General features: G+C 72.9%; 25 protein-coding genes and 1 pseudogene. 18 read left to right on the top strand and 8 right to left on the bottom strand.

What is annotated here, in order from left to right; all coding sequences use genetic code 11:
* Positions 1-22 precede the first annotated feature (22 nt).
* From ACFWUY_RS19270 to ACFWUY_RS19255, 4 genes are all read left to right on the top strand, one after another.
* The gene (locus ACFWUY_RS19270; protein WP_384109663.1) at positions 23-1,144 is read left to right on the top strand and encodes an energy-coupling factor transporter transmembrane component T; all 1,122 of its coding nucleotides are present in this window, start codon (positions 23-25) and stop codon (positions 1,142-1,144) included.
* The gene (locus ACFWUY_RS19265; RefSeq protein ID WP_384109299.1) at positions 1,141-2,889 is read left to right on the top strand and encodes an ABC transporter ATP-binding protein; all 1,749 of its coding nucleotides are present in this window, start codon (positions 1,141-1,143) and stop codon (positions 2,887-2,889) included. The genes ACFWUY_RS19270 and ACFWUY_RS19265 overlap by 4 nt, the downstream gene beginning before the upstream one ends.
* Entirely contained in the window at positions 2,886-3,812 is a 927-nt protein-coding gene (locus tag ACFWUY_RS19260; RefSeq protein WP_384109296.1) for an ECF transporter S component, read from the top strand. The genes ACFWUY_RS19265 and ACFWUY_RS19260 overlap by 4 nt, the downstream gene beginning before the upstream one ends.
* 286 nt (positions 3,813-4,098) lie before the next feature.
* On the top strand, positions 4,099-4,500 hold the full coding sequence (locus ACFWUY_RS19255) for a transglycosylase SLT domain-containing protein (protein ID WP_384109293.1): 402 nt from the start codon (positions 4,099-4,101) through the stop codon (positions 4,498-4,500).
* Positions 4,501-4,616: 116 nt separating this feature from the next.
* On the opposite strand, the gene ACFWUY_RS19250 is transcribed toward ACFWUY_RS19255, so the two are convergent.
* Positions 4,617-5,219, bottom strand: a complete 603-nt coding sequence (locus ACFWUY_RS19250) for a TetR/AcrR family transcriptional regulator (RefSeq protein WP_384109290.1) — start codon at positions 5,217-5,219, stop codon at positions 4,617-4,619.
* A gap of 124 nt (positions 5,220-5,343) precedes the next feature.
* Here ACFWUY_RS19250 and ACFWUY_RS19245 point away from each other — a divergent pair, with 124 nt between their 5' ends.
* Together ACFWUY_RS19245 and ACFWUY_RS19240 are read left to right on the top strand one after the other, a co-directional pair.
* Positions 5,344-6,006 carry a flavodoxin family protein gene (locus ACFWUY_RS19245; protein ID WP_384109287.1) on the top strand — a complete coding sequence of 221 codons (663 nt, stop codon included), beginning with the start codon at positions 5,344-5,346 and terminating at the stop codon, positions 6,004-6,006.
* Positions 6,003-7,085, top strand: a complete 1,083-nt coding sequence (locus ACFWUY_RS19240) for an NAD(P)H-dependent flavin oxidoreductase (RefSeq protein WP_384109284.1) — start codon at positions 6,003-6,005, stop codon at positions 7,083-7,085. Before ACFWUY_RS19245 ends, ACFWUY_RS19240 begins: the two co-directional genes overlap by 4 nt.
* On the opposite strand, the gene ACFWUY_RS19235 is transcribed toward ACFWUY_RS19240, so the two are convergent.
* Positions 7,069-8,247: a steroid 3-ketoacyl-CoA thiolase gene (locus ACFWUY_RS19235; protein WP_384109281.1), complete on the bottom strand. Its 1,179-nt coding sequence runs from the start codon at positions 8,245-8,247 to the stop codon at positions 7,069-7,071. The genes ACFWUY_RS19240 and ACFWUY_RS19235 overlap by 17 nt on opposite strands.
* 237 nt (positions 8,248-8,484) lie before the next feature.
* Between ACFWUY_RS19235 and ACFWUY_RS19230 the strand changes: the two genes are divergently transcribed.
* From ACFWUY_RS19230 to ACFWUY_RS19220, 3 genes and pseudogenes are all read left to right on the top strand, one after another.
* Complete coding sequence (locus ACFWUY_RS19230; RefSeq protein WP_384109277.1) at positions 8,485-9,747, top strand: cytochrome P450; 1,263 nt, start codon at positions 8,485-8,487, stop codon at positions 9,745-9,747.
* 82 nt (positions 9,748-9,829) lie between these two features.
* Positions 9,830-10,932, top strand: a pseudogene (locus tag ACFWUY_RS19225) (DUF2330 domain-containing protein).
* On the top strand, positions 10,929-11,609 hold the full coding sequence (locus ACFWUY_RS19220; RefSeq protein WP_384109273.1) for an O-methyltransferase: 681 nt from the start codon (positions 10,929-10,931) through the stop codon (positions 11,607-11,609). Before ACFWUY_RS19225 ends, ACFWUY_RS19220 begins: the two are co-directional and overlap by 4 nt.
* Here the strand turns inward: ACFWUY_RS19220 and ACFWUY_RS19215 are convergent.
* The gene (locus ACFWUY_RS19215) at positions 11,606-12,760 is read right to left on the bottom strand and encodes a serpin family protein (RefSeq protein WP_384109270.1); all 1,155 of its coding nucleotides are present in this window, start codon (positions 12,758-12,760) and stop codon (positions 11,606-11,608) included. The two genes, ACFWUY_RS19220 and ACFWUY_RS19215, sit on opposite strands and share 4 nt — an antisense overlap.
* Before the next feature lie 336 nt (positions 12,761-13,096).
* Between ACFWUY_RS19215 and ACFWUY_RS19210 the strand changes: the two genes are divergently transcribed.
* Together ACFWUY_RS19210 and ACFWUY_RS19205 are read left to right on the top strand one after the other, a co-directional pair.
* Positions 13,097-13,423, top strand: a complete 327-nt coding sequence (locus ACFWUY_RS19210) for an antibiotic biosynthesis monooxygenase family protein (protein WP_384109267.1) — start codon at positions 13,097-13,099, stop codon at positions 13,421-13,423.
* Between the two features lie 64 nt (positions 13,424-13,487).
* Positions 13,488-13,973: a GNAT family N-acetyltransferase gene (locus ACFWUY_RS19205; RefSeq protein ID WP_384109264.1), complete on the top strand. Its 486-nt coding sequence runs from the start codon at positions 13,488-13,490 to the stop codon at positions 13,971-13,973.
* A gap of 21 nt (positions 13,974-13,994) precedes the next feature.
* Here the strand turns inward: ACFWUY_RS19205 and ACFWUY_RS19200 are convergent, their stop codons facing one another.
* Both ACFWUY_RS19200 and ACFWUY_RS19195 read right to left on the bottom strand, forming a co-directional pair.
* Positions 13,995-14,744, bottom strand: coding sequence for a hypothetical protein (locus ACFWUY_RS19200; RefSeq protein WP_384109260.1), 750 nt, complete (start codon positions 14,742-14,744; stop codon positions 13,995-13,997).
* 109 nt (positions 14,745-14,853) lie between these two features.
* Positions 14,854-16,914, bottom strand: a complete 2,061-nt coding sequence (locus ACFWUY_RS19195) for a DHA2 family efflux MFS transporter permease subunit (protein ID WP_384109257.1) — start codon at positions 16,912-16,914, stop codon at positions 14,854-14,856.
* 173 nt (positions 16,915-17,087) lie between these two features.
* On the opposite strand from ACFWUY_RS19195, the gene ACFWUY_RS19190 reads away from it, so the two are divergent.
* The 5 genes from ACFWUY_RS19190 (at position 17,088) to ACFWUY_RS19170 (ending at position 21,884) form a co-directional block, all read left to right on the top strand.
* The gene (locus tag ACFWUY_RS19190) at positions 17,088-18,260 is read left to right on the top strand and encodes a peptidoglycan-binding protein (RefSeq protein ID WP_384109254.1); all 1,173 of its coding nucleotides are present in this window, start codon (positions 17,088-17,090) and stop codon (positions 18,258-18,260) included.
* Positions 18,261-18,552: 292 nt separating this feature from the next.
* On the top strand, positions 18,553-19,221 hold the full coding sequence (locus ACFWUY_RS19185; RefSeq protein ID WP_384109251.1) for an HAD-IA family hydrolase: 669 nt from the start codon (positions 18,553-18,555) through the stop codon (positions 19,219-19,221).
* Between the two features lie 348 nt (positions 19,222-19,569).
* Entirely contained in the window at positions 19,570-20,214 is a 645-nt protein-coding gene (locus ACFWUY_RS19180) for an HNH endonuclease family protein (RefSeq protein ID WP_384109660.1), read from the top strand.
* Positions 20,215-20,521: 307 nt separating this feature from the next.
* A complete protein-coding gene (locus ACFWUY_RS19175; RefSeq protein WP_384109656.1) occupies positions 20,522-20,983 on the top strand; it encodes a DoxX family protein in 462 nt (153 codons plus the stop codon).
* Between the two features lie 277 nt (positions 20,984-21,260).
* On the top strand, positions 21,261-21,884 hold the full coding sequence (locus ACFWUY_RS19170) for a DedA family protein (RefSeq protein WP_384109653.1): 624 nt from the start codon (positions 21,261-21,263) through the stop codon (positions 21,882-21,884).
* Here ACFWUY_RS19170 and ACFWUY_RS19165 read toward each other — a convergent pair.
* Both ACFWUY_RS19165 and ACFWUY_RS19160 read right to left on the bottom strand, forming a co-directional pair.
* Positions 21,844-22,104, bottom strand: a complete 261-nt coding sequence (locus ACFWUY_RS19165; RefSeq protein WP_384109248.1) for a DUF2277 domain-containing protein — start codon at positions 22,102-22,104, stop codon at positions 21,844-21,846. The two genes, ACFWUY_RS19170 and ACFWUY_RS19165, sit on opposite strands and share 41 nt — an antisense overlap.
* A gap of 62 nt (positions 22,105-22,166) precedes the next feature.
* A complete protein-coding gene (locus ACFWUY_RS19160; RefSeq protein WP_384109245.1) occupies positions 22,167-22,391 on the bottom strand; it encodes a hypothetical protein in 225 nt (74 codons plus the stop codon).
* A gap of 188 nt (positions 22,392-22,579) precedes the next feature.
* Between ACFWUY_RS19160 and ACFWUY_RS19155 the strand changes: the two genes are divergently transcribed.
* The gene (locus tag ACFWUY_RS19155; RefSeq protein ID WP_384109242.1) at positions 22,580-23,338 is read left to right on the top strand and encodes a GntR family transcriptional regulator; all 759 of its coding nucleotides are present in this window, start codon (positions 22,580-22,582) and stop codon (positions 23,336-23,338) included.
* Here ACFWUY_RS19155 and ACFWUY_RS19150 read toward each other — a convergent pair.
* Positions 23,280-24,086, bottom strand: coding sequence for an MBL fold metallo-hydrolase (locus ACFWUY_RS19150; RefSeq protein ID WP_384109239.1), 807 nt, complete (start codon positions 24,084-24,086; stop codon positions 23,280-23,282). The genes ACFWUY_RS19155 and ACFWUY_RS19150 overlap by 59 nt on opposite strands.
* Positions 24,087-24,211: 125 nt before the next feature.
* Between ACFWUY_RS19150 and ACFWUY_RS19145 the strand changes: the two genes are divergently transcribed.
* Positions 24,212-24,661 carry a lamin tail domain-containing protein gene (locus ACFWUY_RS19145; protein WP_384109236.1) on the top strand — a complete coding sequence of 150 codons (450 nt, stop codon included), beginning with the start codon at positions 24,212-24,214 and terminating at the stop codon, positions 24,659-24,661.
* The last annotated feature ends 132 nt before the right edge of the window (positions 24,662-24,793 follow it).

Raw genomic sequence — 24,793 nt, 5'->3', positions numbered from 1 at the left:
CGTGTTCCGCGTGTTCGGCGTGATGTCCCCCGTCGCCCTGCGCGCCCCCGAGGCGAGCCGGGCCAACGCCCTGCACGCCGGCGCCTGGTGGCTGTGGGCGCTCGGTCTGGCCGTCGCCGCCTCCCGTACCACCAACCCCCTGCTCCTCGGCCTGCTCGTCGGGGTCGCCGGTTACGTCGTGGCGGCCCGCCGTACGGACGCGCCCTGGGCCCGCTCGTACGGCGCGTTCGTGAAGCTCGGCCTGTTCGTCGTCTTCCTGCGGGTCGTCTTCTCGCTGCTGCTCGGCTCCCCGATCCCGGGAACGCACGTCCTGTTCACGCTGCCCGAGGTGCCGCTGCCCGACTGGGCCCAAGGGGTACGGATCGGGGGCCGGGTGACGGCCGAGCAGCTGGTGTTCGCGGTGTACGACGGGGCCAAGCTGGCGACCCTGCTGATCTGCGTGGGCGCGGCGAACGCCCTGGCCAACCCGGCGCGGCTGCTCAAATCGCTGCCGGGCGCGCTGTACGAGGTGGGGGTCGCCGTCGTCGTGGCGATGACCTTCGCGCCGAACATGGTCGCCGACGTGGTCCGGCTGCGGACCGCCCGCCGGCTCCGCGGCCGTCCCGCCGGCGGCGTACGGGCGGTCCTCCAGGTCGGCCTGCCGGTCCTCGAGGGAGCCCTCGAACGGTCGATCGCCGTCGCGGCCTCGATGGACGCGCGCGGTTACGGGCGGACGGCGCGGGTCCCGGCCTCCGTCCGGCGCACCACGAACGTGCTGACCCTGGGCGGGCTGCTCGGCGTCTGCGCCGGTTCGTACGGGCTGCTCGCGGCGGAGGGCGCGGGGTACGGGCTGCCGCTGCTCGGCGGCGGGCTCCTCGCCGCCATGGCGGGGCTGCGGCTCGGCGGGCGCAGGACGGTCCGCACCCGCTACCGGCCGGACCGCTGGGGCCTCCGGGCCTGGCTGGTCACGAGCTCGGGAGTGGCCGTCGCCGTCCTGATGATCTGGGCGAACGCGTACGCGCCGGACGCGCTGCACCCCGGGGTCGTCCCCCTGGAGGCGCCGGAGCTGCCGCTCTGGCCCGCCGCATCGATCCTGCTGGGGCTGCTGCCCGCGTTCGTGGCCCCCGTTCCCCCCGTTGCCTCCGTCGCCAAGGAGAACGCGTGATCCGCTTCGAGAACGTCTCGGTGACCTACGAGGGGTCCGACGGGCAGCAGCCGCCGACCCTGCGGAACGTGGACCTCACCGTCCCCGAGGGAGAGCTCGTGCTGCTCGTCGGCCCCTCGGGCGCCGGCAAGTCGACCCTCCTGGGCGCGGTCTCCGGACTCGTCCCCCACTTCACGGGCGGCACCCTGACCGGCCGCGTCACCGTCGACGGCCGCGACACCCGCACCCATCCGCCGCGCGAGCTCGCGGACCTGGTGGGCACGGTCGGCCAGGACCCGTCCGCGCACTTCGTCACCGACACGGTCGAGGACGAGCTGGCGTACGGCATGGAGTCCCTCGGCCTCGCGCCCGGCGTCATGCGGCGCCGCGTCGAGGAGACCCTCGACCTCCTCGGCCTCGCGGAACTCCGCGACCGCCCCCTCGCCACGCTCTCCGGCGGCCAGCGCCAGCGGGTCGCGATCGGCTCCGTCCTCACCCCGCACCCCAAGGTCCTCGTCCTCGACGAGCCGACCTCGGCGCTCGACCCGTCGGCGGCGGAGGACGTCCTCGCGGTCCTCCAGCGCCTGGTGCACGACCTGGGCACGACGGTGCTGCTCGCGGAGCACCGCCTTGAACGGGTGGTGCAGTACGCGGACCAGGTGCTGCTACTGCCGGAGGGCGTGATGGGCTCCCCCGCCGAGATCATGGCGGTGTCACCGGTGCACCCGCCGGTGGTGGGGCTCGGACGGCTGGCGGGCTGGGAGCCGCTGCCGCTGACGGTGCGGGACGCGCGGCGGAGGGCGGACGCGCTGAAGGCCCGGCTGGAGGGGCGGGTCCCCGCGGGGCTCCACCCCGTACCCCGCGCCTCAAACGCCGGCGGGGCCGAACCTTCAGCCCCGCCGGCGTTTGAGGACCGGGGTCTGGGGCGGAGCCCCGGTTTCGGGAAGGGGCGGGGTGGGGGACTCAGCCTCTTCAAGCGGCGCCGCACCCGCCCTGTCACTCCCACCACCCCCACCACCCCCCTCGTCCTCACCGAAGGCCTCGCCGTCCGCCGCGGCCGCGTGGAGGCCCTCCGCCACATCGACCTCCAGGTCCGGGCGGGCGAGACCCTCGCGCTCATGGGCCGCAACGGCGCCGGAAAGTCCACCCTGCTCTCGACCCTCGTCGGCATGATCGCCCCCACCGCCGGCACCGTCCGCGTCGCGGGGCGGACCCCGCACGAGACGGACCCCCGCGAGCTGATCCGCCGGGTCGGCCTGGTCCCGCAGGAACCGCGCGACCTGCTGTACGCGGACACCGTGGCCGCCGAGTGCGCCGCGGCCGACGCGGACGCGGGCGCCGCCCCCGGGACCTGCCGGGCACTGGTGTCGGAGCTGCTGCCCGGAGTGGCGGACGACACGCATCCCCGGGACCTGTCCGAGGGGCAGCGCCTGGCGCTCGCGCTGGCCGTCGTCCTGACCGGCCGCCCGCCGCTGCTGCTCCTGGACGAGCCGACGCGGGGTCTGGACTACGCGGCGAAGGCCCGTCTGGTCACCCATCTGCGTTCCCTCGCGGCGGACGGGCACGCGATCGTGCTCGCCACGCACGACGTGGAGCTGGCGGCCGAGCTGGCACACCGGGTGGTGATCGTCGCGGACGGCGAGGTGGTCGCGGACGGCCCGACGGCCGAGGTCGTCGTCTCCTCGCCCGCGTTCTCGCCGCAGGTCGCGAAGATCCTCGCCCCGCGGCCCTGGCTCACGGTCGAGCAGGTGGAGGAGGCGCTGTGAAAGGCCCCGCAGAAGAGGGCCCCGCGAGGAGCCGCCCCGCGAGCACGCGCCCGATCCGTCTGGGGCCCCGTTCCGTCGCCGCGCTGGTCCTGGTCTCCGTGGTCGGGGTCTTCGGCATCTGCTGGCCGCTCTTCGCCGACGCGACCTCGGCCGTCACCACGCACGCGGCGGACGCGCCCTGGCTCTTCGCCGTCCTGCTCCCGCTGCTGATCGCGGTGGTCGTCGCCACGATCGCCGACTGCGGGATGGACGCGAAGGCGGTCGCGATGCTGGGGGTGCTCGCCGCCGTGGGGGCCGCCCTGCGGCCGCTCGGGGCGGGGACGGCCGGTCTGGAGCCGATGTTCTTCCTGATGGTGCTGAGCGGCCGGGTCCTCGGACCGGGTTTCGGTTTCGTCCTCGGCGCGGTGACGATGTTCGCGTCCGCCCTGCTCACCGGTGGTGTGGGGCCGTGGATGCCGACGCAGATGCTCGCGATGGGCTGGTTCACGATGGGCGCCGGGCTGCTGCCGGGCTCTCGTGGGACGCGGGGGCGGGGCGAGCTCCTGATGCTGTCGGCGTACGGCTTCGTGGCGGCGTTCGCGTACGGCACGGTCACCAATCTCTACGGCTGGGTGACGCTCGGTGGCGGGGAGGGTGCCATGGGGGACGGGAGCGGCGGGATCTACTTCGTCCCGGGTGCGCCGCTGCACGAGAACCTGGTCCGTTTCCTCGCCTTCCTGGTGGCGACCTCCCTCGGCTGGGACCTCGGCCGGGCCGCCCTGACCGTCGTCCTCACCCTCACGATCGGCGGCACGCTCCTGAAGGCGCTGCGGCGGGCCACGCGGCGGGCGAACTTCGAGGCCCAGGTCACATTCGAGGCCCCTGCGGAGGCCTCGCCGGGTGAGGCGCCCCACAGGACCTACGTCACGTACGAGCCGGAATAGTAGCCGGGCGGTACCCACCCAAATCACCCATCAGGGGTCATGACCTGCGAAATCATCTCCGGTCCACCCCCCGACGATCGCCTCTCGGGTCCGAACCTTCCTCGTACAGGGGGTCGTTGCGTCGGCGTTCGGGCCCTGGTTGTCTGGTGGACGTCGCCAGGCAGCCGGTGCTCACCACGGCGCCTCGGACGGCCGGTTCCCCCCAGTTCCCGGGTTCCCCGGGCTCTGGTTCCGGCTTGCCGAAAACGCCCGGCGCGCCCCTTGTCCCCGAAGTTAGGTCGATACGTTGATCCGCTCGCTCACCACTCGCGCCTCTGCCCGCAACAAGAAGATCGCCGTCTCCGCAGCCGTGCTGCTGGGCGCGTCCGGTGCGGTGCTGGGCACGACGGGCTCGGCTTCGGCCGCCAGCCCGCAGGAGCTCGCACGACAGATCGTTCCCGCCTCGCAGTACGCGTCCTTCAGCAAGATCGTCGAGCACGAGTCCCACTGGAACCACACGGCCACCAACTCCTCCAGTGGTGCCTACGGTCTCGTGCAGGCCCTCCCGGCCTCGAAGATGTCCTCGGCCGGTTCCGACTGGAAGACGAACCCCGCCACGCAGATCAAGTGGGGTCTCGACTACATGAACGAGCGCTACGGCTCCCCGAACGCCGCCTGGGCGTTCTGGCAGGCCAACGGCTGGTACTAAGAGTCACCGCCGAAAGCCGCCCCCACGCAAGGCCCCGCCTCCCGCACAAGGAGGGCGGGGCCTGCGGCGTTTCCGGCCCCGGGCCCGGGACCCCCGACCTGCCCCCTCTGCGCCCTCTACGCGCTCTCCGCACCGAGCAGCATCAGCGTCTGCGGCCACAGGTCGTCCATGACCGCCGGATCGTTCCTGAGCTTGGCGAAGAGCACCAGGCCCTCAAGGAGTGCGACGACCGCGCGGGCGGTCGCTGTCGTGGTCCGGTCCGCCGGGACGGCGCCGTCGGCCGAGGCCTCGGCGAGGACGCCGGCGACCAGGGCGATCTGCTCGTCGAAGATCTCCTCCAGGCGGGCCCGGACACCGGGCTCCTGGGTACTCAGCTCCAGGGCGAGGTTCCCGAGGAGGCAGCCGTCGACCGTGCCGGAGGTCTCCTTCGTCCGGCGCTGGACGGCGGCCATGCCGTCGAGCAGGCGGCGGAGCCGTTCGAGGGCGGGCTCGGGGCCCGCGAGCGCCCCGGTCCAGCAGGCCCGCTCGTCCTGCCAGTAGGCGTCGACGACCTCGACGGTGAGGGCCTGCTTGGACTCGAAGAAGTGGTAGAAGCTGCCCTTCCGCACGTCGGCGCGGGCACAGATCTCGGCGACACCGAGGCCGCCGTAGCCGCGGCTGCGCATGAGGTCACCGGTGGCTTCGAGGAGCCGCTCGCGTGCCGTGCTGGTGCGTCCCATGGCGATCACTATACGGCCGGTCAACTATGCGGGTCGAGAGCGGTGTGGCTTTTTAGTTGACCGGTCGTCTAGTGTCCTCGACGGCGGCGGGCACACGGCCCGCCGACGACACAGGAGACCGCGCATGCCCCCCGTACCCACCACCGCCCCCCTCACCCTCCTCTCCCCCGGCGCCCCGTCCGTCACCGTCGTCGTCGCCCACCACAGCGGCTACGGGCACACCGCCCGCCAGGCCGCCGCCGTCGCCGAGGGCGCCGCCTCCGTCCCCGGCGTCCACGCCGACCCGCGGGACGTGTCGTCCCTCGACGCGTCGCTGTGGGCCGCCCTCGACGGGGCCGAGGCGATCGTCTTCGGGTCGCCCACCTACATGGGGGCGACCTCGGCCGGCTTCCAGCGGTTCGCCGAGGCGAGCGCGCCGGTCTGGGCCGCGCGCGGCTGGCAGGACAAGCTCGCGGCCGGCTTCACCAACTCGGCGGGGGTGAACGGCAACAAGGACAACGCCCTGCTCTCGCTGACCGTCTTCGCCGCGCAGCACGGCATGACCTGGGTGCCGCTGGGCCTGGAACCCGGCTGGATCTACTCCAGCGGGGGCAGCCCCGAGGACCTCAACCGGCTCGGCGGCTTCGTCGGCGCCATGGCCCAGTCCCCCTCCGACCTCGGCCCGGACGAGGCGCCGGGGGTGTCCGACCTGCGGACGGCCCGGCACCTGGGCGAGCGTGTGGCGCGGGCCGCGCTGCGCCAGGCCCTGGGCCGCGAGGCGGAGCGCGCCCTGGCGGTGACGGCATGAGGCCGGGCCGGCTCGGGGAGCTCCTCGGCGTCGAGCTGCCGATCGTGCAGGGCCCCTTCGGCGGCGGGCTCTCCTCGGTGGAGCTGACCGCCGCGGTCTCGGAGGGCGGCGGGCTCGGCTCGTACGGAGCACACGTCCTCGCCCCGGAGGAGATCACGGACCTGGTGGCCCGGCTGAAGGCGCGCACGGGGCGGCCGTTCGCGGTGAACCTGTGGGTGCCGCTGGCGGACGAGCGGGCGCTCCGGCCGACCGACAGGGAACTCGCCGCGCACATCGCCCGGTTGGAGCCGTACTACGAGCGGCTCGGCGTGACCGCGCCGGCGGCCGCCGACGTGGCGGCACGGCCGGAGTACGAGGCGCAGGTCGACGCCCTGCTCGCCGCCGGGCCGCCGGTGATCAGCCTGGTGATGGGGCCGCCGTCACGCCGGCTCGTCTCGGAGACGCGACGGCTCGGCATCGCCCTGATCGGTACGGCGACGACGGTAGAGGAGGCCGTGGCCCTCGAAAGGTCGGGCGTGGACGCGATCGTCGCGTCGGGCAGCGACGCGGGCGGGCACCGGGGGGCGTTCCTGCGTCCGGTACGGGAGTCCCTGGTCGGTACGTTCTCGCTGGTCCCGCAGGTGGCGGACGCGGTCACCGTGCCGGTGGTCGCGGCGGGCGGCATCGTCGACGGGCGGGGGATCGCGGCCGCGCTCGCCCTCGGCGCCGACGCCGTCCAGATCGGTACGGGCTTCCTCGCCACCCGCGAGTCGGGCGCGAGCGAGGCGCACCGGCGGACGCTCGGCACGTCCGCCTCCCGCACGACGGTCCTCACCCGCCTCTTCTCCGGTCGCACGGCCCGGGGCGTCCCGAACCGCTTCGTCCGTGAGATGGCGGCGTACGAGGACGAGGTCCCGCCGTATCCCGTCCAGAACGCCCTGATGCAGCCGATCCGCCGGGCGGCGGGGGCCGCGGGGCGTGCCGAGTACGTCAACCTGTGGGCCGGCCAGGGCGCGGCCCTCGCCCGTGCGGGCACGAGCGCCGCGGGGTACCTGGCGGACCTGGCCGAAGCGGCCACGGCGGCTACAGCCGCTGGATGATCGTCCCGGTCGCCACCGCTCCGCCCGCGCACATCGTGATGAGCGCGAACTCCTTGTCGGATCGCTCCAGTTCGTGCAGGGCGGTGGCGATGAGCCGTGCCCCGGTCGCGCCGACGGGGTGGCCGAGGGCGATGGCGCCGCCGTTGACGTTGACCTTCTCCAGGCCGTCCAGGTCCCGTTCGAAGACCTGTGCCCAGCTCAGTACCACCGAGGCGAAGGCCTCGTTGATCTCGACCAGGTCGATGTCCCTGAGCGACATGCCGGCCTTGCCGAGGACCGCGCGCGTGGCGTCGATCGGGCCGTCGAGGTGGAAGTGCGGGTCGGCGCCGACGAGGGCCTGGGCGACGATCCGGGCGCGGGGGCGGAGCTTCAGGGCGCGGGCCATGCGCTTGGAGGCCCACATGAGGGCGGCGGCGCCGTCGGAGATCTGCGAGGAGTTCCCGGCGGTGTGGACGGCGGTCGGCATGACGGGCTTGAGGCGGGCGAGGCCCTCCATGGTGGTGTCGCGCAGGCCCTCGTCCCGGTCGACGAGCCGCCACATGCCCTGCCCCGCGGCCTGTTCCTCCTCGGTGGTGGGGACCTGGACGGCGAAGGTCTCGCGCTTGAAGCGCTCCTCGGCCCAGGCGTGCGCGGCCCGTTCCTGGGAGAGCAGCCCGAGGGAGTCGACGCGTTCACGGGTGAGGCCGCGCCGGCGGGCGATGCGTTCGGCGGCCTCGAACTGGTTGGGGAGGTCGACGTTCCACTCGTCGGGGAAGGGCTTGCCGGGGCCGTGCTTGGAACCGGAGCCGAGCGGCACCCGGGACATGGCCTCGACGCCGCAGCTGATCCCGATGTCGATGACCCCGGCCGCGACCATGTTGGCGACCATGTGGCTCGCCTGCTGCGAGGAACCGCACTGGCAGTCGACGGTGGTGGCGGCCGTCTCGTAGGGGAGGCCCATGGTGAGCCAGGCGGTGCGCGCCGGGTTCATGGACTGCTCGCCGGCGTGGGTGACCGTACCGCCGACGATCTGCTCGACGCAGTCGGCGTGGATGCCGGTGCGTCCGAGGAGTTCGCGGTAGGTCTCGCCCAGGAGGTAGGCGGGGTGGAGGTTGGCGAGCGCGCCTCCGCGCTTGCCGATGGGGGTGCGTACGGCTTCGACGATGACGGGTTCCGCGGCCATGGGCTCGTCCTCTCCTCGACCGGACGGGGCGTCCCGGCAGCCCGTCGGTCGGCGTCACGGGGAACTGATACGCGTTCTAGTTCTCTGTGCAGTCTTATGACTGCTACCGCGGGTACGCAAGGGTCCGGGAGGCAACACTTCCCGTTCTGGCCCTTGCTACTTGTAGAACTCGTTACTAACTTTCCCGGCAACTCCTGACGGTCCATCAGGTCTCATCAGATGTGGAGTGTGTTGCCGATGCCCTGCCCCCCTCTTCCCGAAGGGCTTCTCCCCGAAGGGTTCGACGCCACCGATCCCGATCTGCTCCGCGACCGCGTCCCCTTCCCGGAGTTCGCCCGGCTGCGGCGGACCGCGCCCGTCTGGTGGTGCCCCCAGCCGCCCGGCGTCACCGGCTTCGAGGACGGCGGGTACTGGGCCGTCACGCGCCACGCGGACGTCAAGTACGTCTCCACCCACCCCGAGCTGTTCTCCTCGAACGAGAACACCGCCGTCATCCGCTTCAACGAGCACATCACCCGGGACCAAATCGAGGTCCAGAAGCTGATCATGCTCAACATGGACCCGCCCGAGCACACCCGCGTCCGCCAGATCGTCCAGCGCGGCTTCACCCCCCGCGCGATACGGAACCTGGAGACCGCCCTGCGCGACCGCGCCCACGCCATCGTCGACGAGGCGAAACGCGGCGCGGACGCCGACGGCACCTTCGACTTCGTCACCAAGGTCGCCGTCGAGCTTCCCCTCCAGGCCATCGCCGAACTCATCGGCGTCCCCCAGGAGGACCGCTCCCGGATCTTCGACTGGTCGAACAAGATGATCGCGTACGACGATCCCGAGTACGCCATCACCGAAGAGGTCGGCGCCGAGGCCGCCATGGAACTCATCGGCTACGCCATGACCATGGCCGCCGCCCGCAAGGAATGCCCCGCCGCCGACATCGTCAGCCAACTCGTCGCCGCCGAGGGCCAGGGCAACCTCTCCTCCGACGAGTTCGGCCTCTTCGTCCTCCTCCTCGCCGTCGCCGGCAACGAGACCACCCGGAACGCCATCAGCCACGGCATGCACGCCTTCCTCACCCACCCCGAGGAGTGGGAGCGCTTCAAGCGGGAACGGCCCGTGACCACCGCCGAGGAGATCGTGCGCTGGGCGACCCCCGTCGTCTCCTTCCAGCGGACCGCGACGCAGGACACCGAACTCGGCGGGCAGAAGATCGCCAAGGGCGACCGGATCGGCCTCTTCTACTCCTCCGCCAACAACGACCCCGAGGTCTTCACCGACCCCGAACGCTTCGACATCACCCGCGACCCCAACCCGCACCTCGGCTTCGGCGGCGGCGGACCCCACTTCTGCCTGGGCAAGTCCCTCGCGATCAAGGAGATCGAGCTGATCTTCAACGCGGTCGCGGACGCCCTGCCCGACCTCACGCTCGCCGGCGAGCCACGCAGGCTGCGGGCCGCCTGGCTGAACGGCGTGAAGGAGCTCAGGGTCCGCGCCTCCACCTGACACGGGAACGGGACCGGGACCGGGACCGGCCGGAACCGGCCGGAACCGGAACCGGAACACCACGGGGGACGTCCCACCCCGCATGCGGGGGACACACAGATTCCTGACCACCATCGTCGCGCTGCTCGCGCTCCAGCTCGGCTCGCTCGTCGCGCCGGCGTACGCCTGCGGCTGCGGCGCCATGATCCCGACCAGGGCCGAGCGCATCGGCGTCGACCGGGAGGAGTCCGCCGTCCGCTGGGACGGACGCACCGAGACCGTCGTCATGCGCTTCAACGTCCACGGCAACGCCAGGAAGGCCGCCTGGATCATGCCGGTGCCGAGCCGCGCCGACGTCACCCTCGGCGACCCGGAGCTCTTCCGGGCGCTCGAACGTCTCAGCGAGCCGGAACAGCGCGACCGCTTCCACTTCTGGCCGCGCGAGGGCGACTGGCCGTTCACCGACGGCTACGGTGACGGGGCCGGCGCCCCGCCGCCCGGCGCGGGCGCGGGCGTCGGCGTCGTCGGCCGCGAGCGGCTCGGCCCCTTCGACGTCGCCCGGCTGACCGCGACCGACCCCGAGGCCCTCGGCGACTGGCTCCGCGCCAACGGCTTCGAGCTGCCCGACCGGCTGACCGGCGCCCTCCAGCCGTACGTGGACCGGAAGTGGGAGTACGTCGCCGTCCGCCTCGCCCCCCCCAGGAGAAGGACACCGTCCTCCAGGGCAGGCTGACGCCGCTGCGCATCACCTTCGCCTCCTCCGAACTCGTCTATCCCATGCGGCTCTCCCGCCTCGCGGCGACCGACCAGACCCTCGGCCTCTACGTCCTCGCCGACCACCGGATGGAGCCCCGCTCCTCCATCGGCGGCGACCGCCCCGAGGTGACCTTCGCCGGCCGGATCGAACACCCCGAGGGCGCCGTCGCCGGGCTCACCGGGAAACGGCCGGTCCATCTGACCGTCCTGGAGCAGGAGTTTCCCGACCCGGCCCGGATCGACGACGACCACCACCTGCGGACCGTCGCCGACACCCCGTACCGCCGGGTCGAGTACACCGACCGGCTCCTCACCGTGGGCGGCGGCATCCCCGTCTGGCTCCTGACGGTGGGCGGCGGTCTGCTGCTCGCGGTGGTGACGGCGCTCCTGCTCGTACGCGTGGCACGGCGCCGTCCGGCAGCCGACCCCGGTGTACGTTCGCCCGCATGACGAACCAGCAGACGAACCCCCAGTGGAACGCGGTCGACGCCTACTTCACCGAGACGATCGCCCCCGCCGACGAGGCGCTGACCGCCGCGCTCGCCGCCTCCTCGGCGGCCGGGCTGCCCGAGATCGCCGTCGCCCCCAACCAGGGCAAGCTGCTCCACCTGCTCGCGCAGACGCAGGGCGCCCGGAACATCCTGGAGATCGGCACCCTCGGCGGCTACAGCACCATCTGGCTGGCCCGCGCCCTGCCCGCCGACGGGCGGCTGATCACCCTGGAGTACGACCCCGCCCACGCGGACGTCGCCCGCGCCAACATCGCCCGTGCGGGCCTCGAGAAGATCGTCGAGGTCCGCACGGGCGCCGCCCTGGACACCCTGCCGCTCCTGGAGGCGGAGGGCGCGGGCCCCTTCGACCTGGTCTTCATCGACGCCGACAAGGTCAACAACCCGCGTTACGTGGAGTGGGCCCTGAAGCTCTCACGGCCCGGCACGGTGATCATCGTCGACAACGTGGTGCGGGGCGGCCGGATCACCACCCCGGACCCGGACGACCCGGCGATCACCGGCACCCGTGAGCTGTTCGACCTCGTCGCCCGTGAACCCCGTCTGGACGCGACCGCCGTCCAGACGGTCGGCACGAAGGGCTACGACGGCCTGCTGCTCGCCCGCGTCGTGGGTTAGACCCCCGGCGCGCTCTGCCGCCACCCCGTGAACAGCGGCACCTCGCCGGACCCGTCGAGGACGACCACCCCGAAGGGCCGGTCGAAGGCGATCCGTTCCACCACCTCGTGACGGGGCGCGGCGGCGCCGCGGGTCATCGTCACCTGGGTGACGGCGGCGGCCTCCACGCCCTCCTCGGCGATCTCGACCACCGCCTCCTGTACGACCTTGTCGATGTACTGGTCCGCCTCGGAGATCCCCGAGAAGTCGGCCTCCGGGCCGAGCGCCCGGTCGAGGCCGAGCGCGGCCAGGTGCTCGATCGCGTCGGTCTTCGTACGGAGGGTGAAGCGCGGCAGGGTGAGGACGGCCGAGTCGGCGACGAGCGCCCGCCGCTCACCGGCCCCGGCCCAGGCGGCGGGCAGCACGTCGCCGGGCCCGGCCCCCTCGCCCCCGATCACGAACCGCACGCGCACGCCCCGCTCCCCCGCGCAGGGCAGCTCGACGACGGTGGCCCCGCCCACGTACCAGACCCACCCGGCCGGGATCCGCTGCCGCATGGTCGGTACGGGCCGGGTGTCGCCGTACCCGTCGGTGAAGGGCTCGTCGCGGGTGAGATGTCCGGGGAAGGCGGTCAGCCAGCAGGCCTTCAGGGTGAGGGCGTTGAGCAGGACCAGGTCCTCGGACCCGTCGAGTTCGAGCGGCAGTCGCCGGATCCGCCCTCCGGTGGCACCGTGCACCCAGGCGTCGAGCTCCCCCTGAAGGTCGGGGAGCTCGCCGAAGGACATGTCGTCCGTCGCCCCGAAGAAGGCGTCGGGCAGCGCGAACAAGGCGGCCCGGGGAAACACCCCGAACCGGACGCCGGGCAGCCCCGCCCGAAAGGCGTCGAGCAGCGGCATCGTGCTCCACACCCCGGTCCCCACCGTGACCCCGCCCGTCTCCCCGAGCCACCGCCCGGCCCGGGTCACGGCCTCGGCGGCCGCCTCCCCCTCGACCCCGAGCAGCTCCCGCAGCTCGTCCCCGGTCCGCCCCCGGGCCCCGGAGGCGACGGCCCCGAGCGCCAGCCACAACCCGGCCGGCGAGACGACGAAGTCGTCGTCGCCGAGGAGGGGAAGCCAGCGCGCGGCCAGGTTCCGTATCGCGTCCGTCCCCACTACCGGCTCAGGGCCGACCATGTCCCGCCTCCTGTCTCGTGCCCTCCATGAGCATCCGGACCGCTCCCCTCCCGCTACGACGTCGCCCCACGCGTCATCACGTACGTGTTCCCGATGTCGGGATCACCGTAGAAGAAGAACAGCTCCACCACCTCGCGCTCGTCCCGGCGCACAGAGAAGCGCCACGAGTACGTCGACGGCGGCCCGGCGGCCGCGGCTCCGCCCGGATTCCCGGAAACGCGCGTCTCGGCCCCGGCCCGGGTCCTCACGCCGTCCCGACGGGTGGATGTAGGAGACTGCAGGCACGTCGTCAAGGCTCGGCGCAGCGCCCGGCCTGTGCTTTCCGAGAGGTGTCGTGTGCCCAGCATCGTAAAGATCAACGTCCTGACCGTTCCGGCCGAGCAGCGTGAGGTGCTGGAGCAGCGGTTCGCGTCGCGGGCCGGGGCCGTCGAGGGGTCCGACGGATTCGAGTGGTTCGAGCTGCTGCGCCCGCTCGAAGGCACCGACCAGTACCTGGTGTACACCCGCTGGCGCAGCGAGGAGGACTTCCAGGCGTGGATGAACGGTTCCATGAAGGCCGCGCACCAGGGCGGCGGCGAGGGCGGCGAGCGGCCGAAGCCCGCCGCCTCCGGGTCCACCCTCTGGTCCTTCGAGGTCGTCCAGCAGGCGTCCCCGAAGAGCTGAGCCGCGCCGCGCCCGGGCCGGCCGCGGGAAACCGGGCTGCGCCCCGGGTCGTGCGCGCCACACAATGGCGCGCATGACCTGGACTTTCACCCCCGAGCGCGTCGGCACCCCGGACGCGACGGCCCTGCGCCGCGACTACTACGGCGACGTCGCCGGCCGCTACTGGAAGCGGCCCGCGACCGAGGCGGAGATCGACGAGGGTCTGACCGGTGACGGGGTCGAGCTGCTGACCCCGCCGACCGGGCAGTTCCTCGTCGGGCGCTACGAGGGGAAGCCGGCCGCCTGCGGCGGAGTCCTCCTCCTCGACGAGGGACGCGCCGAGCTGACCCGGGTCTTCCTGCGTCACGCCTTCCGCGGCCTCGGCGGCGCCGGCGTCCTGATGGACGGCCTCGAGGACGCGGCCCGTGCGCTCGGCGCGCGCCGGATGGTCCTCAACACGCGCCTGGACCTGGTCGAGGCGCGCGCCCTGTACACCCGGCACGGGTACGCGGAGATCCCGGCGTACTGCACCGGTCCGTACATGGACGTCTGGTACGGCAAGGAGCTCTGACCCGCCGGAGGGCGGACGGGGTCAGCCGCTCCAGACGACGACGTCGAAGACGCCGGCCGTGTCGGAGGACTGCCCGGTGAGTTCCTTGACGGTCAGCCGGGCGAGCCTGCCGTCGTTGGTGCGGGCGCAGACGACCAGGCCCGTCTTCAGCTTCATGTCCGCGTCGGTCCCCAGGGTGTCGACGACGCCCGCGCAGTCCTCGTACGCGGGCGTCTTCGTGGAGTCCTTCCACACCAGCGCCTTCGCCCCGCCCTCGGGCCGCAGCATGTGACTGCCGAACGGGTAGACGGAGAAGTCGTTCTCCTCCCTGATCTCGGAGTCGACGGGGGGCGCGGAGTCCAGGTCCTTGGAGTCCGTGTAGGTGATCGCCAGGGCGCCCTGCCACTCGACCGTGCCGGCCGGCTTCGCGGGCGGCGTCGGGGCCGTCCGGGGTGCCTGCGACTCCGGGGACCGGGACTGCGAGGTGTCCGGGCTCTGCGACGCGTCCGGGGGAGCCGCCTCGCCGCCCGGGGTGCCGGCCGTGGTGACCGAGGGCGCCGGGCCCTGTGCGGCGGGTGGTGTCGGCTTGCTGTTGCTGGTCACCACGTACGTACCGACGACACCGATCACCGCCGCGAGGAGGGTGGCTCCCGCGCCGATCCAGGCCCCTCGGTGGGAGGCCGGGCGGACGGGGGCCGGCTGCGCCGGTGCTCCGTATCCGCCGGGTGCGCCGGGCGCCCCGTACCCGGGCTGCCCGCCGTACCCGCCCTGGTGTGGCTGTTCGCTGCTCATCCTGCCCGTCCCCCCTGCGACGTGATCTTGGAGGGGACAGCGTACTGAGGGCGCCTGAGTGCTGATCACAGAGGTTTTGCGGAGGGGGAGTTGCGTCGCGCGACGCCCCCTACGCGTGGTGGTCGCGGGGCGGCTCCGGGTCGTGCGGCCGCTCCCCGTCCGAGCCGGACAGTTCCGCCGTCAGCTCCTCCACCAGTTGGACGAGGTCGGTGGGCCGGTCGGGCCCCCACCAGTCGCCGAGGAGTTCGGCGAGGGACTCCTCCCGGGCCTTGGCCAGCTTCGTCGCCGCCTGTACGCCCTCCTCGGTGAGGATCAGCTGCAGCCCCTCCCGGGTGACCAGGCGCCGTTCCTCCACCTGCCGCGAGGCCTCCGTGATCACCCGCAGCGGTACGGGCACGGTCTCGGCGAGCCGGGCCGGTTCGACGGTGCCGTGACGGCGGACGCGGAGCAGCAGCCAGCTCGCGGCGGGCAGCAGGTCGAGCCCGGCGCGGGCGGTGATCTTCTCGTAGACCGCCTTGCGGCCCTCGCGGGAGCCGAGGACGGACAGGGCGCGGGCGCATTCGTCGTACGAGGAGCGTTCGACGGGGTTGGAGGCGAGCGTCTGGCTGGTGTCGGGCGCGGTGACCGACGCCCGCAGCTTGTCCTCCTTGAGGAACCAGGCGACGACGAAGGCGACGAGGACGACGGGTGCCGCGTACAGGAAGACGTCGGTGATGGAGGTGGCGTACGCGTGGAGGACGGAGGGGCGCAGTTCGGGCGGGAGCGTGGCGATGGAGCGCGGGTCGGCCGCGACCTGATCGGCGCCGATGCCCGGCGGGAGGTCCTGTCCCGCCGCGGCGAACACGTCGTCGAGCTTGCGGGTGAGCCGGTTGGTGAAGATCGTGCCGAAGACGGCGACGCCGAAGGAGGCGCCGATGGAGCGGAAGAAGGTGGCTCCCGAGGTGGCGACGCCGAGGTCCTCGTACGAGACGGCGTTCTGCACGACCAGGACGAGGACCTGCATGACGAGGCCGAGCCCGGCGCCGAAGACGAAGAAGGAGACGCTCATCGCCCAGGTGGAGGTGGTCTCCGTCAGCTCGTTGAGGAGGAGCAGTCCGAGGGCGGTGAGGGCGGTGCCGGCGATGGGGAAGACCTTCCAGCGGCCGGTACGGGAGACGATCTGCCCCGAGGCCGTGGAGGTGATCAGCATGCCGGCGACCATGGGCAGCATGTGCACGCCCGACATGGTCGGGGTGACGCCCTGCACGACCTGGAGGAACGTCGGCAGATAGGTCATGGCGCCGAACATCGCGAACCCGACGACGAAGCTGATGACCGAGACGAGGGTGAAGGTCCGGATCCGGAACAGCTTGAGCGGCAGGACGGGTTCGGCCGCCCGCTGCTCGACCCGGACGAACCAGACGAGGAGTACGGCTCCGAGGACGGCGAGGCCGATGATCTGGGCCGAGCCCCACGCCCAGGTGGTGCCGCCGAGGGAGGCCACGAGGACCAGACAGGTGGCCACGGAGGCGATGAGGAAGGTGCCGAGGTAGTCGATGGTGTGGCGGCTGGAGCGGACCGGGATGTGCAGGACGGCGGCGATCACGAAGAGGGCGACGATTCCGATCGGCAGGTTGATGTAGAAGACCCAGCGCCAGGAGAGGTGCTCGGTGAAGAGGCCGCCGAGCAGCGGCCCGAGGACGCTGGTGGCACCGAAGACGGCGCCGAAGAGACCCTGGTACTTGCCGCGTTCCCGGGGCGAGACGAGGTCGCCGACGATCGCCATCGACAGGACCATGAGGCCGCCGCCGCCGAGGCCCTGGATCGCGCGGAAGGCGATGAGCTGCGGCATGTTCTGGGCGATGCCGCAGAGGGCGGAGCCGATGAGGAAGATGACGATGGCCGCCTGGAAGAGCTTCTTCCGCCCGTACTGGTCACCCAGCTTGCCCCAGAGGGGGGTCGCGGCCGTGGACGCCAGCATGTAGGCGGTGACGACCCAGGACAGGTGCTCCATGCCGCCGAGCTCGCTGACGATGGTCGGCAGCGCGGTCGAGACGATGGTCTGGTCGAGTGCGGCGAGCAGCATGCCGAGCAGCAGTGCGCCGATCGCGACGAGGACGGTGCGGTGGCTCTGCCCCTCTCCCGGCGCGGGGGCGCCGCCGAGCTGGGAGGGGCTTGTCTCCTGGGCCATGGGCGTCTCCTCTGGGCGTCTCGTCGGGGCGTCCCGCCGGACGGCCCAGGGGACGGCTTCTCCATCCTGGTCCGAATGTCCGGTTACGGCCTCCGGAAGGGCACGGCTGTTCGCCCACCGGAAAGGGGCGGGCTGCATAATCGCTCGCAGTGGTATCGGGGAGGGGACCCATCATGACCGGACACGTCTGTCCTGAATGCGGTGTACACAGACCTGGCTGCGCCTGCGCCCAGGCGGAACTGGCGGCGGCCGAGGACTTCGATCCGCTCCGGATCAGGCCGTACGTGACGCTGGACTCGCCGGAGGAGGCGGACCCGCACGGGGCGGGGGGTGGCAGGAGCCCGTACGGGACGGGGAACGGCGCGGGCTCGTACGGGGCAGGGGACGACACGGGCTCGTACGGGGCCGACGATCCGCCGACGGCTCAGTTGGCGGCGATCCGGCCGGACGGGGGAACCGTCACGGCGCCGGCACCGGGCGCGGACGCGCATGGCGCGGGGGCGCACCCGGCGGACGCCCATGGGGCAGGGTCGTATCCGGCGGGCTCCCGCGGGGCGGAGGCGTACCCGGCGGATCCTCGCGGGGCGGAGGCGTACCCCGGACACCGTCACCACTCCGGGGGCGACCCCTCGGAAACGATGCCGTTGCTGCTGCGCGGCGTCGGGGACGTACCACCCCCGCACGGCCAGGAGCGGGGGCACGGACGCAGGCGGGGAATGGTCGTCGCGGCCGTCACGGCCGTCGCCGTGGCGGGCACGGCCGCCCTGGCCGCGGCCGTGCTCGGCGGCGGGGAGCAGGCCGACGACCGGGCGGCCGTACCCGAGGTGACCACGAGCGCGTCCCTGAACCTGGCCGTGTCGGAGGCCCCGTCACCGTCCACCTCGTCCGAGAGTCCGGAGCCGACCTCCTCCTCCCCCACTCCCCGCCGGACGTCCGCGTCGCCGACGCCCACCCCCTCCGCGAGCCGCACCACCGCGTCGCCCAGCGCCTCGGCCGGCGCGACGGGCGCGGCGTCGCCGTCGGCGTCCGCCTCCTCCTCGGCGCCGGAAATCGCACCGACGGCGCCGGCCACGACGGCTCCGCCGACGGAGTCGACGGAGTCGCCGGAGGAGGGTGAGGAGGTGCTGACCCTGAGCCTCGGTTCCACCGGACAGGAGGTACGGGAGCTCCAGCGGCGGCTCGCCGCCGTGTGGGTCTACCACGGCCGCATCAACGGCAGGTACGACGAGGAGGTCCAGGAAGCGGTGGCCCGCTACCAGTCGTGGCGGTACATCCCGGGCGACCCGGTGGGCGTGTACGGCCCGGACACGCGCCGGATCCTCGAGGAGAACACCCCCGACATCTGAGCCGGAGCGGGGCCGTGGTCACCGATGCTCCGGCATCCGAGCCGGAGCGGGGCGGAGCCGGGCCGTGGTCACCGACACCCCGGCATCCGAGCCGAAGTCGGAGCCGGGCCGTGGTCACCGGATCCCCGACGCGGTCGCGAGCCGCCCGTCCCCTCCGGGTCCCGGCATGCGGACCGGCTGGCCAAGACCGTCCTCCGTTTTGTATCGTAAAAAAACAAAGTGGCCCCGCCCGCAATCCCTGACCGGTGGGCGGGACCACTTCGTTCTCTCCGCCACCCCCTCTGGAGACCCGATGCCCGCCACCACCCCGGCACCGCTCACCGCCCGCGCCCTCCTCCTCGACATGGACGGCACCCTCGTCAACTCGGACGCCGTCGTCGAGCGCTGCTGGCGTCGCTGGGCGGAGCGGCAGGGCCTCGACGGGGACGCCGTGCTCCAGGTGGTCCACGGCCGCCAGGGGTACGCGACGATGGCCGTCCTCCTTCCGGACCGCCCGATGGAAGAGAACCACGCCGACAACCGGGTGATGCTCGCCGAGGAGACGGCCGACCTCGACGGCGTCGTACCCGTCCCCGGCGCGCCCGCCTTCATGGCCGCGCTCGCGGAGCTGCCGCACGCCCTGGTGACCTCGGCGAACGAGGCCCTCGCACAGGCCCGCATGGGCGCGGCGGCGCTGCCGATGCCGGAGACCCGGGTCACCGCCGAGCACGTCGGGGCCAGCAAGCCGGACCCCGAGGGCTTCCTCAAGGGCGCGGCGGAGCTGGGCTTCGCCCCCGCCGACTGCATCGTCCTCGAGGACTCCGAGGCCGGCATCCAGGCGGGCCGCGCGGCCGGCATGAGGATCGTGGGCGTGGGTCCGCGCGCGGCGGCCTTCGCGCCCGACGTGCACGTCGCCGACCTGACCCGTCTGCGGGTCGAGCCCGCGGCCGACGGATCGATCCTCCTGACCGTCCTCCCGTAGGACCCCTCCCGCAGGACCTTCCGCAGGACCTTCCGCAGGACCTTCCGCAGGACCTTCCGCAAGATCCCGTTCCCGCACGACGGGAACCCCATTCCGAACACGACGAGACCCCCGGCCGAGGAACGGCCGGGGGTCTCGCCGTACGTCCACCCCGGCCCGTCGGCGAAGTCCACTCTTCCATCGAGCACTTCACACCCCTTGATGTGACGTGTCCATGTCGCCACTCTGTTACCTGGCGCACCCCCCACCGAAACCTGGCGCCGCCACGATGACCGGGCCGCCGCCCGGCACCCCCGCGGGGACGGCATCCGGCCAAGGTCCCCCCAGCCCAAGGGAGCTCACATGCCCATCGGCATGATCTACGCGCGTCGACTCGCCGTTCTCGCCACCTCCGCCGCCCTCGCCGCCACCGGCCTCCTCGCCACCGCCCCGGCCGCCCAGGCGGCCATGCCCACCCCCGTCAGCGCCGCCACGGCCCGCACCTACCTGGCCGCCCTCACCGTGAAGGCGGAAGGTTCCTCCACCGGCTACAGCCGGGACCTCTTCCCGCACTGGATCACCCAGTCCGGCGCCTGCAACACGCGCGAGACCGTCCTCAAGCGCGACGGCGTGAACGTCGTCACCGACTCCAGCTGCGCCTCGGTCAGCGGCAGTTGGTACTCCGAGTACGACGGCGCCACCTGGACCGTCGCGTCCGACCTCGACATCGACCACGTCGTCGCCCTCTCCGAGGCGTGGCGCTCGGGCGCCAACTCCTGGACCACCGCGCAGCGCCAGGCCTTCGCGAACGACCTGACCCGTCCGCAACTCATAGCCGTGACGGACAACGTCAACCAGGCGAAGGGCGACCTCGACCCGGCGGAGTGGCTGCCCTCCAGGACCGCCTACCGCTGCACGTACGCCCGCGCGTGGGTGCACGTGAAGTACCACTGGAAGCTCAGCATCGACTCCGCCGAGAAGAGCGCCCTCCAGTCGGTCCTCAACGGCTGCTGACGCCAGGGCGTCTGAAACCGGGTCAGCACCGGCCGCCGGGGAGTGAGGCTCGCCACACCCTCCCCGGCGGCCGAATGTTGAACTTGCAAGTACTAGTGAGGGGTGCCTAACCTAGCGGCCTCATCGGTTCCCGTCCCCCACTCCCCGTCCACCCACGGACGAGGCCAGGCCGAAGGAGTCCCCCATGAACACCCCCAGCAGTCCCAGCAGTCCCAAAAGCATCGACAGCCCCGGCAGCCCCGAGAACCTCGACGACCCGAACGACCCGCGCAGCCGGAACGGCGGCGCGAGCAGCCTCTCCGGCCGCCTGGACCAGGCCCAGCCGTACGCGCTCGGTCTCTTCCGCATCGTCGTCGGCCTGCTCTTCGCCTGCCACGGCGCCGCATCGCTGTTCGGCGTCCTCGGCGGTGCGATGGGCGGCGGCACGATCCCGGCCGGCACCTGGCCGGGCTGGTACGCGGCCGTGATCCAGCTCGGCGCCGGCGTCCTGGTCCTGGCCGGTCTCGGCACCCGGAGCGCCGCGTTCCTCGCCTCCGGCTCGATGGCGTACGCGTACTTCAAGGTCCACCAGCCCGAGGCCCTCTTCCCGCTGCAGAACGGCGGCGAGGCCGCGGCCCTGTTCTGCTGGTCCTTCGCGCTGCTCGTGTTCACCGGTCCGGGCGCACTCGCCCTGGACCGGCTCTTCGGAAGCCGGGTCGACGGGGGCCCGGCGAACCGCGAGACGGGCGAGAACCGCGAGGAGCGGCGGGACGCGCCGGTCACGGCCTGAGCCGTCACCGCCGGGGAGCGCGCCACACAGCAACCCGTGAAGGATCGCCGTACGGGAACCGGCACGGGGGCACCGTACGGAAGCCGACGCAGAACCACCGCGCGAAAGCCGGCACGGGACCGCCGTACAGCGCCGGCACGGAACCGTCGTACAGAAGTCGGCCCGTGACCGCCGTACCGGAGTCGGCCCGTGACCGCCGTACCGGAGCCCGCGCGGGGGCCGGACACCCACCCGGCAGGCGGTCCCCCGCCCCCGCGTAGGCTCTGGCCCTGTGAATCTGCTCGACAGCCTGGGATCGCTGCGGTCGCTCACCGCCGGCCCATGGATATATCCGGTGGTGGCGACGTCGATCCTGCTCGACGTCTTCCTGCCCGTGCTGCCGAGCGGCTTCCTGGTGATCACCGCCGCCACGGCGGCGGCGACGGCCACCGCGGCCACCCCCGGCGTGCCCTCGCTCCTCCCCCTGCTCCTCTGCGCGGCCGCGGCCTCGGTCCTCGGCGACTTCCTGGCGTACCGGCTCGCACGGCGGGGCGGCGCCAGGCTGGACCGGGCGATCGCCCGGTCGAAGCGCCTGTCCCTGGCGCAGGAACGTCTCGGCACCGCACTGGCCCGGGGCGGCGGCCTGCTTGTCGTCCTCGCGCGCTTCGCCCCGGCGGGCCGCTCCGTGGTCTCGCTCGGCGCGGGCGCGGCGAAGCGGCGGGTGGAGGAGTTCCTGCCGTGGTCGGCGCTCGCGGGCGTGACCTGGGCCTCGTACAGCGTGGGGCTCGGCTGGCTGGGCGGGCAGTGGCTGGGCGCGACCTGGTTCAGCGCGGGAGTGTCGACCCTCGCGCTCTTCCTGGCGGGCGGTCTCGCCGCCTACCTCATACGGCGTCCGCCTGTGGCTCCCGCGACTGCGTCCTGACACCCGGGCGCGCTCCGCGCACCTCAAGGCCGTCGAGGAGTCTCGCGGTCGCGTCGGCGATCTCGTCCACGGCCCGCTCGAAGACCTCGCGGTTGTGGGCGGCGGGGGCGCGGAACCCGGAGACCTTGCGGACGTACTGCAGGGCGGCGGCGCGGACGTCGTCCTCGGTCGCCTCCTCGGGCAGTACGGGCGGTCGGAGCGTCTTGATGCTGCGGCACATGCCTCCAGTGTGGCGCGCCCCACTGACAAGCACCGCGAGCACACCCACCGGGCGGCCCTCCCTCAGGCCCCGAGCCCCCGCCGGCTCCGCGCGTTGATCTCGGCGGCGCGGGCCCGTAGCTCACGCAGGGGCGTGGCGAGCTGTACGTCGACGGGTTCGGCCTCCCACTCGACGCCGCCGTGGACGGCCCGGATCCGAAAGCGCCCGGAGACGCTCTCCACATAGAAACCGACCCGCCCGGTGGCGGTGTCGCGGACGAGGTCACCGACCTCTGGCAGCGGCTGCACGTATCCCCTCCGTCCCGGTCCCTGAAGTTGGGGGACACCCAGAGAAGCCCGGCGGCCCCGCCCTGTCAACGTATCTCTAGAGATGTCCCCCGATGGATGGATGGACCGGGCAGGGCGGCGCACACGTGTGCACCCTGGCCTCGGGGTGCGCCGTAGGGTGTCCCGCAAATGAAGGGAGTGGTCCACCCGTGACCGACCAGGACAGCGCTCGTCGGCCCAAGTACCAGCGCATCGCCGATGAGTTGAGAACCGCGATCCAGTCGGGCGCCTTCGCGCCGGGCGACCGGCTCCCCGGCGAGAACGACCTCATGACGACCTACGCGGTGGCCCGGATGACCGCGCGCCAGGCGCTCTCCGTGCTCCGCAACGAGGGCCTCACCGAGGCCCGCAAGGGCGCCGGGGTCTTCGTCCGCGCCTTCCGCCCGCTGCGCCGCCGGGGCATCCCGAGGCTGTCGGGCGAGCAGTGGGGCACCGGGCGCTCGGTCTGGGCGGCGGACGCGCGGGACCGGGACCTGGTCGTCGACCAGATCGAGGTGGGCGAGACGGAGGCCGGCGCGCGGATCGCGGAGGCGCTGAACCTGGCGCCGGGCGCGACGGTCTGTGTCCGCAGCCGCCGCTTCGTCCTGGACGCCAAGCCGGTGCTGCTGTCCGTCTCGTACCTCTCCGCGGATCTCGTGCGCGGTACGCCGATCACCGAGCCGGACACGGGGCCGGGCGGGACCTACGCCCGGCTGGCCGAGCTGGGCCACCGGCCGGTGCGGTTCCGTGAGGAGATCCGCTGCCGGATGCCGACGGCGGACGAGTCGGAGCGGCTGGCCCTGGAGTTCGGGACGCCGGTGGTCCTCATCGGGCGTACGGCGTTCACCGGGCCGGGAACGGCCGTGGAGCTCAACGAGATGACGCTGGACTCGTCGTCGTACGTCCTGGAGTACGACTTCGACGCGTGACCTCGAACCGCAGCCCGGGATCGGCGTGGGCGACCTCGCCGGGGAACTCGGCGGCGGCCAGCGCGACGGCCTCCTCCGGCCGCAGCCCCGCTCCGACATGGGTCACGACGAGCCGGCGGGCGCCGGCCAGGGCCGCGCTCCGGCCTGCCTGCGCGGCGGAGTGGTGGCCGGGTGTCCCGCCGTCCGCCTCGCACACGAAGAGGTCGCAGTCCCGGGCGAGTTCGACGAGCGAAGGACAGGGCTCGCAGTCGCCGGAGTAGACGAGCGAGCGCCCTGCCTCGTCCTCCACGCGCAGCGCGAAGGCCGGCGGCCCGTGGGTGACGGCCCGGGACCGCAGGGTGAGCCCTCCGATCCGTACGACGTGCCCGTCGGCCAGCTCCTCCACGGCGAAGGCCTGTTCCACGGGGCTGCGGTCGGGCCCGTTGGTGAGGAACCCGGCGAGCCGGTCGGCGATTCCGGCCGGACCGAACAGCGGCACCGGCAGCGGCACCTCGAGGCCCGCGTAGAGCAACGCGTAGTAGGCGGTGAGGAGGTCGGCGGAATGATCGGCGTGCAGATGGGAGATCCACACGGCGTCGACGTCACCGAGGGCGGTGTGCCGCTGGAGCTCGGCGAGGGTGCCGCTTCCGGCGTCGACCCAGACGCGGACCCCGCCGCCCTCGACGAGGAGGCCGGAACAGGCGTTGCCCGGCCGGGCGAAGGGAGTGGCGGAGCCGAGGACGGTGAGACGCAAGGACTCGTCGAACATAGGACAATCCTAAATGACCTCTCGCCAACTCCCTCGTTCCTGTGCGGAAGACGTGAAGAAGATGCGTATTCTGTGTGCTCGTCGAGCCCCATCGGCGGGTGCTCGGCAGAAACCGAGGGACATTCATGCTTCGCGCACGCACGTTCGCGGCCGTGACCGCGGCCGCCGCCTCCGGCATCCTGCTGCTGCCCACGCAGGCGCAGGCCGCCGGATCGGTGCACCTGTACAAGATCTACTACGACAGCCCCGGTACGGACCGCCGCTCGAACACGAGCCTCAACGCCGAGTACGTGCAGATACGCAACACGACCGGCGCGGCGGTCAACCTGCGCGGCTGGACGCTCACGGACGCGGCCAACCACAAGTACACCTTCGGCAACTTCACGCTCGGCAAGGGCAAGATCGTGACGGTCCGCACGGGCCGCGGCACGAACACCGCCGCGAACGTGTACCAGAACCGCGGCGCGTACGTCTGGAACAACGACCGCGACACGGCGACCCTGAAGAAGTCGAACGGCACGCGGGTCGACGTCTGCTCGTACAACTCGACGCGGGTCGACTACAAGTGGTGCTGACCCCGCACCGCACCTGACGCGCGGCGGGGGCCCCGGGGGGGGGGCCGGCCCCCCCCCCCCACACCACCCCCCCCCCCCGCGCGGGGTGTAGTACGTGCGGTCCACGCGCGCCCCCGCGCCCCCCCCCCGCCA

The organism is Streptomyces sp. NPDC058664 (genome assembly GCF_042716635.1).
Classification (GTDB): domain Bacteria; phylum Actinomycetota; class Actinomycetes; order Streptomycetales; family Streptomycetaceae; genus Streptomyces.
The sequence above is the reverse complement of the archived record's forward strand: the minus strand, read 5'-3'. Positions and strand labels throughout refer to the sequence as shown.

What these genes read in the sequence shown, in the direction of transcription:
- ACFWUY_RS19145 (WP_384109236.1), top strand. Translation starts at nt 24,212, where the DNA reads ATGCTTCGCGCACGCACGTTCGCGGCCGTGACCGCGGCCGCCGCCTCC.
- ACFWUY_RS19150 (WP_384109239.1), bottom strand. Translation starts at nt 24,086, where the DNA reads ATGTTCGACGAGTCCTTGCGTCTCACCGTCCTCGGCTCCGCCACTCCC.
- ACFWUY_RS19230 (WP_384109277.1), top strand. Translation starts at nt 8,485, where the DNA reads ATGCCCTGCCCCCCTCTTCCCGAAGGGCTTCTCCCCGAAGGGTTCGAC.
- ACFWUY_RS19185 (WP_384109251.1), top strand. Translation starts at nt 18,553, where the DNA reads ATGCCCGCCACCACCCCGGCACCGCTCACCGCCCGCGCCCTCCTCCTC.
- ACFWUY_RS19250 (WP_384109290.1), bottom strand. Translation starts at nt 5,219, where the DNA reads ATGGGACGCACCAGCACGGCACGCGAGCGGCTCCTCGAAGCCACCGGT.
- ACFWUY_RS19200 (WP_384109260.1), bottom strand. Translation starts at nt 14,744, where the DNA reads ATGAGCAGCGAACAGCCACACCAGGGCGGGTACGGCGGGCAGCCCGGG.
- ACFWUY_RS19240 (WP_384109284.1), top strand. Translation starts at nt 6,003, where the DNA reads ATGAGGCCGGGCCGGCTCGGGGAGCTCCTCGGCGTCGAGCTGCCGATC.
- ACFWUY_RS19165 (WP_384109248.1), bottom strand. Translation starts at nt 22,104, where the DNA reads ATGTGCCGCAGCATCAAGACGCTCCGACCGCCCGTACTGCCCGAGGAG.
- ACFWUY_RS19195 (WP_384109257.1), bottom strand. Translation starts at nt 16,914, where the DNA reads ATGGCCCAGGAGACAAGCCCCTCCCAGCTCGGCGGCGCCCCCGCGCCG.
- ACFWUY_RS19190 (WP_384109254.1), top strand. Translation starts at nt 17,088, where the DNA reads ATGACCGGACACGTCTGTCCTGAATGCGGTGTACACAGACCTGGCTGC.
- ACFWUY_RS19215 (WP_384109270.1), bottom strand. Translation starts at nt 12,760, where the DNA reads ATGGTCGGCCCTGAGCCGGTAGTGGGGACGGACGCGATACGGAACCTG.
- ACFWUY_RS19205 (WP_384109264.1), top strand. Translation starts at nt 13,488, where the DNA reads ATGGCGCGCATGACCTGGACTTTCACCCCCGAGCGCGTCGGCACCCCG.
- ACFWUY_RS19235 (WP_384109281.1), bottom strand. Translation starts at nt 8,247, where the DNA reads ATGGCCGCGGAACCCGTCATCGTCGAAGCCGTACGCACCCCCATCGGC.
- ACFWUY_RS19270 (WP_384109663.1), top strand. Translation starts at nt 23, where the DNA reads ATGTCCCCCGTCGCCCTGCGCGCCCCCGAGGCGAGCCGGGCCAACGCC.
- ACFWUY_RS19220 (WP_384109273.1), top strand. Translation starts at nt 10,929, where the DNA reads ATGACGAACCAGCAGACGAACCCCCAGTGGAACGCGGTCGACGCCTAC.
- ACFWUY_RS19245 (WP_384109287.1), top strand. Translation starts at nt 5,344, where the DNA reads ATGCCCCCCGTACCCACCACCGCCCCCCTCACCCTCCTCTCCCCCGGC.